Raw genomic sequence first — 11,363 nt, 5'->3', positions numbered from 1 at the left:
GGTTATGGTTTAGGTGACCACGCCAAAGTACTTCGGCGATATCAGCCATACCCATAGGTGCGCCAGGGTGACCTGAGTTGGCTTTTTGAACACCGTCCATGCTAAGGGCACGGATTGCATTTGCTAGTTGTTTACGTTCCATTTTTCGATTCCAATGAGTTTTAATATTTGAAAATGGGATGAACCATTTTATGAATCTCTATTTAGAAGCGCCCCAGTATGAATGGAGCGCTTTTATTAAAATTTGAGGATATTAAAGTTTTGCAGCGATCATCGTTTCTAATTTGCCTTGGTCGACAGCAAAATTACGAATACCTTCAGCAAGTTTTTCAACCGCCATTGGGTCTTGGTTGTGTTCCCACAAGAACTCAGCGTGAGTCATTCGTGCAGGACGTTCTTTTATGTCTGTAGTCGCAACGAGTTTCTCTACAAGATCACCTTGTGCATCTTCTAATTCTTGTAGAAGTTGAGGTGCAATCGTTAAACGGTCACAACCTGCGATTTCAAGAATCTCACCAATGTTACGGAAGCTAGCGCCCATAACAACCGTATTGTAACCATGTTCTTTGTAATAGTTGTAGATTGCCGTAACAGATAGAACGCCTGGATCTTCTTGAGCTTCAAAGTCACGGCCTTCTTTCGCTTTATACCAGTCCATGATACGACCTACGAAAGGAGAAATCAGGAAAGCGCCAGCTTCAGCACATGCTCGTGCTTGTGCGAATGAGAAAAGAAGCGTTAGGTTACAGTTGATGCCTTCTTTTTCTAGGATTTCAGCGGCGCATATGCCTTCCCAAGTAGAAGCCAATTTGATAAGGATGCGGTCATTAGAGATGCCGGCATCGTTGTACATTTTTACAAGCTGACGAGCTTTAGTCACGCTGCTTTCTTTATCATAAGACAAACGAGCGTCTACTTCAGTAGAGATTCGACCTGGAATAGTAGTAAGAATTTCTTTACCAATGTTAACGGCAAGCATGTCACAAGTATCTTGAACCTGTTGTGCTTTGTCGCTGCTTTGAGATTTTGCATACTCAATGGCTTTATCGATAAGAGGAGCATACTCAGGAATCTGTGCCGCTTTAAGAATAAGAGAAGGGTTGGTTGTTGCGTCTTCTGGCTTATACTTACGAATCGCCTCGATATCACCTGTATCTGCTACTACTGTGGTTACTTTACGAAGTTGCTCTAATTTGTTGCTCATATCCGTCGTCCTGTCTTGTAAGGCTTAACATAGTCAATTGTTATTCTACCAATTATACATTACAAATAATCAGTATTTTTCATTTTAACTGTAAACAATACCCCGTGAACATATGGAACATTGTTGAGGAATTGATTCGTCCAAATTAGCGGATCTGAGTCGAAAGTCAATCAAGGAGACAAGCTAAAAGTGACTTTAGTCAATGTTTGCTAGGTTTTATATGATATAAACGTTTTCGTCACTTTTTGATTAAGAATTAAAGTGCAAAACCTAAGGGTTTTTTGTGTGAGCATATGTAACGGGACTGAGCTAAAGTAATGGCTGTGTACTGGAAAATAAACAGGTTTAGTAGGTGAGATATGAGTAAAAAAAATCAGGATATTTTGGATCAGAGTACGGATCTTCTAACTGAAATTTCAGTTGCCTACTATCAAGATGGCGCGACACAAGAAGAAATATCAAAAAAATTCACTATTTCTAGAGCAAAAGTAGGTCGGATGCTCAAGCAGGCCAGAGATGAGGGTATCGTTGAAATCACGGTCAAATATCACCCGGTATTCAGTGCAAAAATAGAACAACGTCTTATTGAACGTTTCGGAGTGAAAAGAGCGCTGGTCGCATTGGACCAACCGAGCGTAGAGCAGCAACGCCTGCAAGTTGCGGGTTTGGTATCAAATTATCTGTCGACGACATTAAAGGACGGTATGGTGGTTACGGTGGGACAAGGAAGAAATGTCTCTGCAGTGGCTCATCACGTGGGAGTTATTACACCAAGAGATTGTAAGTTTGTTTGCGGTATTGGAGGCATTCACCCAAGGGGGGGAATGTATAATGCCGATCATATCTGTCGTCAACTGGCAAAAAAATACGGTGGTTCATCTGAGACGCTATATGCCCCAGCGTATGCGGAAAATAAAGAACAGAAATTGGCCTTCATGGAAAATACTACGGTTAAGCAAACCCTTGATTTAGCGCGAAAAGCTGATGTATCTCTGGTCGGTATTGGTGATATGAGTGAAAACAGCTATATGGTCGATCTGGGTTGGTTTACTGCGGAAGAAGTGGTTCAGTCTAGATTACTGCAGGGGGTAGTAGGGGATTTTGCAGGGTATGATTTTTTTGATATCCATGGTGACACAGCGCAGACAGTAATGAGTGATCGAGTAATAGGTTTAAGCATGAAGGAATTTAAACCTATTGCAGAAGTGATTGCGATAGCCGCGGAAAATAGCAAGCCTCTTGCTTTATTAGGGGCTCTGCGTACGGGGGTTGTTGACGTGATTGCCACGAGTGTTAGTAACGCTCTTACTGTTTTGAATTTAGATGAGAAAATGAAATAAAAGTAATGTAGACAAAGCAAAGTCGTGAATAGTGAGTGGGATGTCACTTTTCACTAATTTGCGATATCACTTTGCTTCCAAATAGCTAATTGTACCCAAGCATTTTGTAGCTCAACGAGCTCTTCTTCGGTTAAAACCGAGGTGGTTGCTCTTTCATCATTATTTGGAACGATGGCGAAAATTCGAGCTTTAAAGTCTTTTCTTAATTGAGAAATTCTGGATTCCATCACTACTACACTCAACAATTTGTTCATATGACACTGATGTTAAACAGAATGACAGCCCAGAATGATCATGCAAAAGATGTTTAAAAAACAGTGGCACAGATCACATATTTTTAGTTATTTAAAATAAATAGTAGAATTTTATTAAAAGCTCAAAAATAGTCACCCACAAACTGCGCAGCCGGGATGTTTGGTTAGTTTCATTTCTCTCCAGCTCAAATTTAGAGCATCAAAGATCATCAATTTTCCACGATAATGGCTTCCATACTGAGAGATAACCTTTATGGTTTCTAGGGCCTGTATACCTCCAATAATGCCGACGACGGGTGACATGACACCGGCTTCTACGCAAGTTAGTGCGTTTTGACCAAATAGAGCACTTAGACATTCATAGCAAGGCTCATCCTCTTGATAGGTATAGACGCTGATTTGACCTTCCATCCGAATAGCGGCACCCGAGACAAGTGGTGTTTTGGTTTGATAACAGAGGCGGTTAAGTTGGTTTCTCGTCTCCTTATTATCGGTCGCATCCAGTATGACATGATGCTTCTCAATTAAGGCAAGCATTGCCTGATCGTTTAGCTTTTCTGCGACGGTGTCTACCGCTAGATGTGGATTCAACCCTCGCAAGCTTTCAGAGGCAGACTGTACTTTCAGTTTCCCGATGTCCGAATCCGAATGCAATACTTGTCTTTGCAAATTTGATAGCTCTACAGAGTCAAAATCAACCAGAGTAATATGACCGATGCCAGCTGTAGCAAGATATTGACTAGATGCACAACCTAATCCCCCGGCACCAATAACGAGTACGGAACTCTGTTTGAGGGCTTCTTGTCCTTCGAAGTCGAAATTCTTCAGTATTATCTGGCGGTTGTAACGGAGCATTTCTTTATCTGAAAGGATTTCCATAGCTTTTCCTGACTGGTTTACGATAACGCTTTCGATAGCCAAGCAACGACCGTTTTAATTGACAGTCGTTGCTTGTTTAGCTGCAATTAGTATTGTGTGTGATTAAATGGTTGGATATGAACGGTCTCACCCGCATTAACGCGGCCTCGTTCGTGTTCAATGATAACAAAACAGTTCGCTACGCTCATTGAAGTAAACGCACCTGAGCTTTGATTACCTGCACTTTCTACCTCAAATTTGCCATCTTTTACAGTGTAAACTCCACGCTGATAATCGGTTCTTCCCGGTTTTTTATTAAAGCTAGATAGCGTCGTTGCAGGAATCGATTGAGGTGGTTGCCAGTCGGTTTCGCCAGAAAGTTTCGCTAGAAGAGGCTGTACCAAAACATAGGTGGTCAATGCAGCCGATACAGGGTTGCCAGGCAATCCGCAGAACCACGCTTTATCGAGCTTACCAAACGCAAAAGGTTTTCCTGGTTTGATCGCGATCTTCCAGAAACTCACGGAGCCTAGTTCGTCAAGAATGTCTTTTGTATAATCGGCTTCACCAACACTGACACCACCAGAGGTTATGACAACATCGGCTTGTTCCTGAGCTTGATTAAATGCATGTCTAAGTTGGTCTGGAATATCCGGAATAATCCCTAAGTCTATTGCTTCGCATCCGAACTTATCCAAAAGGATCTTAAGTCCATATCGATTGCTATCGTATATTTGACCCTCTTTTAAGGTTTCACCTAATGGTATTAATTCATCGCCAGTCGAGAAGAAAGCAACCTTCGGCTTGTCAAATACAGATAGGTGGCTAATGCCGAGTGAAGCGATCATGGGAATGTCTCTAGGGGTGAGTCGAGTCCCTGCTTTCAATACAATATCACCAGTACGAATATCGTCGCCCGTAGGACGAATATTGTTGCCTTCTTTTACGTCGGTATCGTTGAACTGGATACCGCCATCGACAACGGTTGTGTCTTCTTGCATGACAACGCCATCACAACCTTGAGGTATTTTGGCCCCGGTCATTATTCGAATGCACGTTCCAGTTAGCCATTCCCCTTCAAAGGGTTGGCCTGCAAATGATTTTCCACACAAAGGCAAAACGTTTGTTGCTTTTAGTTCGATGCGTTTAATTGCATAACCGTCCATCGCAGAATTATCAAACGGAGGAACATTAATTGGGGAGAGAATATCTTCAGCTAAAACAAAGCCAACGGTGTGTTCAAGTGCACGCGACTGAGTCGACTTAATTGCCGTTATGCTTGACAGCATCTGTTGTATAGCATCATCGATTGGCATTAGACCTGGGGCATCACAACATCCCATAATGAATCCTTATTATCATTATTAAAATTACGGCGGGAACAATAACATATATCTCCGCTTGCTATAGCCTGTGAAATTCACAAATTAGTAAATTTGATGTAAATAGTAGGTATCTAACAAGGGGGATTTACTTTCGATCAATTGGCGTAGCGCATTCCTCTTGAACTCAAAGGCAGATCAGAGTTTGTAGAAATAATTGTTACTGTAATTCTCTATGAATCCGAGTATCCTTATCAGCCGTTAATTTGGGTTGTTGGACGTTTAAACAGGTTGTTGGACGTTGCAAATAGTAGGAGAGATTATGTCGGGTATTAGCGATTCAGCTCAATTAGTAAAGGATGCGCTAGAGCAAAGAGGCCTCGAAACTCCCATGCTGCCTAATCAGGTAAGCCGAGAAGAGAAGAAACGACGCATAGAAAACCATATGCGTGAAGTGCTGCAGTTATTAGAGCTTGATCTTAACGATGATAGTTTAGAAGAAACACCAGCTAGAATAGCAAAAATGTATGTTGATGAAGTTTTTTCTGGTTTGGATTACAAGAATTTCCCTAAGATCACCGTCATTGAGAATAAAATGAATGTGAGTGAAATGGTAAGGGTAAAAAATATTACCGTTACCAGCACATGTGAACATCATCTTGTGACCATCGACGGGAAAGCCGCGGTGGCGTATATTCCTCGTGGCAAAATTATTGGTCTATCTAAAATTAACCGCATTGTACGATTTTTTGCTCAACGTCCTCAGGTTCAGGAGAGGATGACCCAGCAAATATTAGTCGCTTTACAGGCGTTATTAGAGTCTGACGATGTGGCGGTTACCATTGACGCGACACATTATTGTGTCAAATCACGTGGCGTAATGGACGCAACAAGTGAGACCACTACAACCGCGTTAGGTGGAATATTTAAATCAAATTCGGCAACGAGACATGAGTTCCTATCTGGCTTAAGATAGTACTCCTTAGAGAATAAAAGGAAGCCCCATCAGAACGTATTCTGTTGGGGCTTTCTATTTTTATAGCCATAATTTATTCATCATAGTAATAGTCTTCGAGTGCGTATGGGTCATCGTCTAGCACGTGCTCCATCCGCCCGCGCAACTGTTCGAGTTGATACTCAAGCATATTCATCGTGTCAGTGTCACTTTCAGAACAGGCTATGTATATTTGTTGCTCTAGATCTTCTATTTTTTCTCGCATGTTCATGGCTACCTCCTTTACTTGGATTACATGAGGACATTACGAGAGATGCTTGCTGATGGTGCGTAGTAAACATCTGACTTCTCTATTGAGAAATTAACGATTCTCAAATCGATTATAGTCTAATAAACCGAATTCGACAGGTTGGGTCCGCTTGTCGCATCTATGAACCAAGTCGTTAAATGGTCAAAATTCCGGTGAACGAAGACGAATAGCAAAACGATCCAATAGCTTAACGTAATCTTGTTCGTTCTCCATTGAACTCAACATTCGATATAGCGCTGGTACATCACCTGCGTCTTCGTTAATTTTTCTAAATTATTAGATCAGTATTATTAACAGCAGAATGTTGTTGTAAAACAAAAGGGCTGATCAATAAATGATCAGCCCTTAATTACGATAATGATTTAACGGTGGTTTATGTGTCTATGCGGTCTTGTAACCTTTTAGCACTGAGTTGAGCTTGCTTGATGCCTCTGTTAACTCGGAGACGCCATGAGCGGACGTCTGCGCGACCTCTCTGATAGCGTCTGATTGGCTGCGAATATCGCTCAATTCACTTGCTATATCGTTTGCAACAGTGCTTTGCTCATCGGCAGAGGTTGAGATATGAATACTCATTTCCATCACCGCGCGAGCCGATTCTGCAATGGAGACCACATCATCACCAATGCTCGAGATGATTTTATTGCTGGTGTTGGCTTGCGACACTGTATTTTCAGTTTTCGATGCAATCAGTCCAGTTTCGACTTGCAGTTTTTCGATGGTGGATTGTATCTCAACGGTCGCTTCTTGTGTTCGGCTGGCCAGTGTTCTTACTTCGTCTGCGACGACGGCGAAACCTCGGCCATATTCGCCAGCACGAGCCGCTTCAATCGCGGCGTTGAGCGCCAATAAGTTTGTTTGTTCAGATATCGCACTAATGGTTGTAATAACGTCATTGATTTGAGTTGTGCTATCTGCAAGTGTTGCGACTGAAGTTGATGATTCCGAAATAAATTGGCTGAGTTGTTCAATTTCAGAGATCGCTTGTTGAACACGTTGTTGACTTGCTTGAACGTATTTTTCATCATTCTCGGAGTGTTCTGCCGCTTGTTTGGCTATATTCGAGACTTCCAAAGCAGAAGCGGTCATCTCTTCCATTGCTGTCGCGACAGAATCGAGCGATGAGTGTTGGTAGTTAATCTGCTTTTGGCTTTGCGTTACTTCTGACGCAAACGTTGCGGTTGTCATTTCTAACGTTGTTGAGCTCTCTTTTACTACCTCAACTAATTCCGTCAATGTATCCATCGCTTCATCTAACGCACAACCGATGGTACCAAACTCGTCACGGCCAGAATGGAAACCTAAACGGGAAGTAAGATCGCCATCTGCGATTTTAACGGTCGTTTGCCATAATACCCAGAGAGCACCGGTCAAAAATGTAGCGGTCCAATACAGAACGATAGCAATAGGAATTAACCATAAGAAGCTAAGTAGAAACGAGTTTAAAGCGGCTTCCTTTGCTGTTTGTACTGAGTCCGGAACTTGTTCAGTCAGTGTCGCGTATTGACCGTTAGCTACTCTAGCAGAGGCTGTGATAGAACGGGTTTTGAATGAGGCTTCTGTTGAAGCGTTAGAGATAGAGATATTCGGTATGCTTACCTTGTTATCTGGTGCTATCGCCGACGCAATGCCGTTTACTTTGGCTTGTACAATCTTGACGGAATTATTCTCGATACCAGTTATCGTTTGGTTGTATCTGCCAAGGGCTGTGGTCGTTAGAGCGGCAAAGAATAGGACAAAAATGACCCAAAATTTATCGTTGATAGACATTTTTATAAATAATCTGTCAATCAATCGAAATGGTATCTCTTTCATGTTGGCCTCGTTGTTGAAATGCTGGATAGATGTCTCGCAATGTAGATTCTAGATGAAAAAAAGATAAATGCTCGACATTTTTATGTAATGGCATGTAGTTTTTAAGTTAAAGATGTGATCTGCATCACATTGTAAATCTGTTTGGTTACGAACCGAATTAGTATAAAAACTCTACGCAAACGGTTGCATCTGACGGGGCGCATAGTTTTTAAAAATTATCGATGTTTAATGTTAGGTGTTATAAAAAATCTGTCATATAAAAGTGTTATCTCTATATTCATAGACGATAAGGAGGCAATGGTTATGGATGAAAAATTTTTAGAAAACGATAGCTTAGAGTGGTTAGATGCATTGGAAATTGGCTTCGACCTAACGGATTATGAGTTGGATGATGTCGTAATCGATGACGCATTCGTTATTGATAATCTGTAGAAGTGTGGTTACACGTGAGCACGATTAACGCATTTAAGGTAAAGCCAGTGACGAGAGTTGCTGGCTTTTTTGTTTTTGACCGTTACGTCCATTTTATGTTTTAACTTTTCACTCATTTAGGCTAACTTGTGGTTATTATTGCCGACGCTCCTGTGTTCAGGATAAGTAGAATAGCTTTTAGATGAATTTTTTGGCGCACATTCATATTGCCACAGTATGCGACAGTGACGTTGCCGGTAATTTGCTGGGTGATTTTGTAAAAGGGAACCCTGTTGGTCGTTACCCTAAAGAGGTTGTTGACGGCATTATGCTGCACCGGTTTGTTGATAAGTTTACTGACCAACATGAAATATCGAGACAAGTTAAGTTGCTTTTTTCACCTGCCCGACGACGATTCGCCCCTATCGCGATGGATGTTTTTTGGGACCATTGTCTAGCAAATGCGTGGTCTGAATACTGTGATGAGAGTTTACATTCTTTTTGTCAGACGGCTGAGAAACGAGTGGCGAAACCGAATGTTGATTTACCTGAACGCTATCTACATGTAACCGAATTGATGTGGAAGCATAGATGGTTGACGTCATACGTTTCATTAAGCACGATTGAAATAGTGTTAGAACGGATGTCTCATCGTAGTACTAGAATGGCACCGTTAGCGGAGTGTTTTCAAGATATTGACACGCATTATGATGAAATGAAGGGATTATTCTCAATTTTATATGATGACGTACTTAAAGCGAGTATTGAAAAAACACGTCATCTACCGTGATAGAGACGTTGGTTATCTGTTACAATCCTGACCCAAATTTCTGAGAGCTTAAGTTAATGTCTGAATCCCCGATTTCTTTTTCCCAATTGAACCTTAATCAACAACTAGTGGAAACGCTGGGCAAGCTTGGTTTTGAACAGCCGACAACAATACAAGAGAAAGCGATTCCCCATGTTTTGGAAGGGAAAGATGTATTAGCTGGCGCCCAGACTGGTACAGGTAAAACGGCGGCATTTGGCTTGCCTATCATTCATAATTTAATGGCTGAATCTCAGAACAGAACCGATGACGAGCCGGGAAAATGGATTAGAAGCTTGATTTTGGTCCCCACTCGTGAACTGGCTCAACAAGTTTTCGATAGCCTTGTTAGTTATAGTGAGAACTGCGACTTAAACATTGTTGTGGCTTATGGCGGAACGAGTCTAAATGTTCAAAAAATCAACCTGAGAAATGGCGCTGATATCCTTGTTGCGACACCAGGCCGGTTATTAGACCATGCCTATACTAAAACCATCGATCTAAGACGTACCAAAACCTTGGTACTTGATGAAGCAGACCGTATGTTAGATATGGGCTTTCTTCCGGATATACAGCGAATATTGAAACAACTTCCAAAAGAAAGACAAACGCTGTTTTTCTCGGCAACCTTTCATGATCGTGTTAAAAAGTTAGCGTATCAAATACTCGATAACCCTGAAGAAGAACAAGCTACACCATCTAATAGTACTGCGAGCACCGTATCGCAAATGGTTTATCCGGTAGACAAAAAGAGAAAGAGCGAATTGCTTGCTTATCTCATCGGCTCTCGAAACTGGCGACAAGTATTGGTATTTACAAAGACGAAGATAGGCAGTGATGCATTAGTTAAAGAACTTAAATTGGATGGTATAAAAGCCGCATCTATAAATGGTGATAAGAGCCAAGGAGCACGCCAAAAAGCGTTGGATGATTTTAAATCAGGTAAAGTCAGAGCGTTAATTGCAACGGACGTTGCGGCTCGTGGAATTGATATTCAAGAGCTTGAATGTGTAGTGAATTTCGATATGCCATATCAAGCGGAAGATTATGTACACCGAATTGGTCGTACTGGACGTGCAGGTAACGCTGGGTTGGCTATTTCGTTATTGGTGCGTGACGAAGAGTATCTACTGAAGGCAATTGAAAGCTTGTTAGATGAACGCTTGCCTCAAGAATGGCTTCAAGGGTTTGAACCGAGTTTGATTGAAGAATCCAAAGAAGAGCGACCAATGAAAAAACAAAATCGCTCTGCTGAAAAAAGAAAAATGAAATCGAAGCTTAATGTCCACCATAACCGTGGTAAACGAAGCTAAGAGAATTGTCTTAGATTATCGGAACATGTGTCTGGATTCGAGAAATCGCAGGCAATGGGCAATAGAAGATCTCTTAGATTTGAAGACGTCACGATATCATCTGCTTGTATGTTTAATTGACTCGCAATCAATTTATTAAACATTGACCAGTGTTTAAGTAATGCCTCGTCTATGTTACTCACTTCCCCTTCCCAAACTATCTTCAGCAATGGGCGCAGACTGATAGCTGCGTGAGCGGTATAAATCATCTGCCATTTGAGTTCCCAGAGATTGACCTGATAGCTTGGGTTTTGCTTGTTGTGCTCATCGATAAGGCCCTGTGTGATTGATTCAAACACCCCTGATTGATCCATAAAGTAATCGAAGAATTCACCTTCTTGTCTTATCGCGTCAGCAATAAATTGGAGTGGCTGAGGATTAAGTAATAAGTGTGCCATCATCTTAATACTGAAGTTATACAAGACAATTTGAGCTGGTTTGTTGTCAGGAAATTCATTGATTAGCGCGTTAAGGTAGTTCTGCATATAGGCATTCAACGTATCACTTACGGCATACCATATTTGTTCTTTACTACCGAAGTGGTGGCGAATAAGACTATGGGATACACCAGCGGCTTCGCTAATGTTTCTCAATGATACTTTTTCATAGCCTTGCAAACAAAACATTCTTCCTGCGGTAGCAAGGATTAAGTGCTTAGTTTCTTCTGCTGTTTGCGCGCTTCTTCTGCCCTGTTTTCTACAAATCATAATGTCTTCTCAAAGTTCAATAACGCA

The 11,363-nt window shown here is 41.6% G+C and carries 13 protein-coding genes and 1 pseudogene; 5 read left to right on the top strand and 9 right to left on the bottom strand.

What is annotated here, in order from left to right; all coding sequences use genetic code 11:
* On the bottom strand, window positions 1-142 hold a 142-nt coding region (locus AACW90_RS11220), incomplete at its 3' end, for a thiamine pyrophosphate-binding protein (protein ID WP_390234360.1).
* A 111-nt stretch (window positions 143-253) separates the two neighbouring features.
* Window positions 254-1,204: a transaldolase gene (gene tal / locus AACW90_RS11215; RefSeq protein ID WP_390234313.1), complete on the bottom strand. Its 951-nt coding sequence runs from the start codon at window positions 1,202-1,204 to the stop codon at window positions 254-256.
* Window positions 1,205-1,563: 359 nt separating this feature from the next.
* Here tal and AACW90_RS11210 point away from each other — a divergent pair, with 359 nt between their 5' ends.
* Entirely contained in the window at window positions 1,564-2,544 is a 981-nt protein-coding gene (locus AACW90_RS11210) for a sugar-binding transcriptional regulator (protein ID WP_390234310.1), read from the top strand.
* Between the two features lie 53 nt (window positions 2,545-2,597).
* On the opposite strand, the gene AACW90_RS11205 is transcribed toward AACW90_RS11210, so the two are convergent.
* From AACW90_RS11205 to moeA, 3 genes are all read right to left on the bottom strand, one after another.
* Window positions 2,598-2,771: a hypothetical protein gene (locus tag AACW90_RS11205; RefSeq protein WP_390234308.1), complete on the bottom strand. Its 174-nt coding sequence runs from the start codon at window positions 2,769-2,771 to the stop codon at window positions 2,598-2,600.
* Between the two features lie 159 nt (window positions 2,772-2,930).
* Entirely contained in the window at window positions 2,931-3,677 is a 747-nt protein-coding gene (gene moeB / locus AACW90_RS11200) for a molybdopterin-synthase adenylyltransferase MoeB (RefSeq protein WP_390234306.1), read from the bottom strand.
* 86 nt (window positions 3,678-3,763) lie between these two features.
* A complete protein-coding gene (moeA, locus tag AACW90_RS11195; RefSeq protein WP_390234303.1) occupies window positions 3,764-4,999 on the bottom strand; it encodes a molybdopterin molybdotransferase MoeA in 1,236 nt (411 codons plus the stop codon).
* Between the two features lie 301 nt (window positions 5,000-5,300).
* Here moeA and folE point away from each other — a divergent pair, with 301 nt between their 5' ends.
* Complete coding sequence (folE, locus tag AACW90_RS11190; RefSeq protein WP_195706267.1) at window positions 5,301-5,954, top strand: GTP cyclohydrolase I FolE; 654 nt, start codon at window positions 5,301-5,303, stop codon at window positions 5,952-5,954.
* Between the two features lie 73 nt (window positions 5,955-6,027).
* On the opposite strand, the gene AACW90_RS11185 is transcribed toward folE, so the two are convergent.
* From AACW90_RS11185 to AACW90_RS11175, 3 genes and pseudogenes are all read right to left on the bottom strand, one after another.
* Window positions 6,028-6,204 carry a hypothetical protein gene (locus tag AACW90_RS11185; protein ID WP_195706268.1) on the bottom strand — a complete coding sequence of 59 codons (177 nt, stop codon included), beginning with the start codon at window positions 6,202-6,204 and terminating at the stop codon, window positions 6,028-6,030.
* 90 nt (window positions 6,205-6,294) lie between these two features.
* Window positions 6,295-6,486 (bottom strand): annotated as a pseudogene (locus AACW90_RS11180) (fatty acid cis/trans isomerase); the annotation flags it as partial.
* 138 nt (window positions 6,487-6,624) lie between these two features.
* The gene (locus AACW90_RS11175) at window positions 6,625-8,058 is read right to left on the bottom strand and encodes a methyl-accepting chemotaxis protein (protein WP_390234299.1); all 1,434 of its coding nucleotides are present in this window, start codon (window positions 8,056-8,058) and stop codon (window positions 6,625-6,627) included.
* Between the two features lie 303 nt (window positions 8,059-8,361).
* Between AACW90_RS11175 and AACW90_RS11170 the strand changes: the two genes are divergently transcribed.
* The 3 genes from AACW90_RS11170 to AACW90_RS11160 all read left to right on the top strand — a co-directional run bounded on the left by AACW90_RS11170 (window position 8,362) and on the right by AACW90_RS11160 (window position 10,590).
* Window positions 8,362-8,490, top strand: coding sequence for a hypothetical protein (locus AACW90_RS11170; protein WP_390234296.1), 129 nt, complete (start codon window positions 8,362-8,364; stop codon window positions 8,488-8,490).
* A gap of 181 nt (window positions 8,491-8,671) precedes the next feature.
* Window positions 8,672-9,259 carry an acyl carrier protein phosphodiesterase gene (locus tag AACW90_RS11165; RefSeq protein ID WP_390234294.1) on the top strand — a complete coding sequence of 196 codons (588 nt, stop codon included), beginning with the start codon at window positions 8,672-8,674 and terminating at the stop codon, window positions 9,257-9,259.
* A 56-nt stretch (window positions 9,260-9,315) separates the two neighbouring features.
* Window positions 9,316-10,590 carry a DEAD/DEAH box helicase gene (locus AACW90_RS11160; protein ID WP_390234291.1) on the top strand — a complete coding sequence of 425 codons (1,275 nt, stop codon included), beginning with the start codon at window positions 9,316-9,318 and terminating at the stop codon, window positions 10,588-10,590.
* On the opposite strand, the gene AACW90_RS11155 is transcribed toward AACW90_RS11160, so the two are convergent.
* Window positions 10,587-11,336 carry a TetR/AcrR family transcriptional regulator gene (locus tag AACW90_RS11155; protein WP_390234288.1) on the bottom strand — a complete coding sequence of 250 codons (750 nt, stop codon included), beginning with the start codon at window positions 11,334-11,336 and terminating at the stop codon, window positions 10,587-10,589. The two genes, AACW90_RS11160 and AACW90_RS11155, sit on opposite strands and share 4 nt — an antisense overlap.
* Between the last annotated feature and the right edge of the window lie 27 nt (window positions 11,337-11,363).

This window comes from Vibrio frigidus, from assembly GCF_042465995.1.
Lineage (GTDB): Bacteria > Pseudomonadota > Gammaproteobacteria > Enterobacterales > Vibrionaceae > Vibrio.
This window is presented reverse-complemented; position numbering and strand designations above follow the sequence as displayed.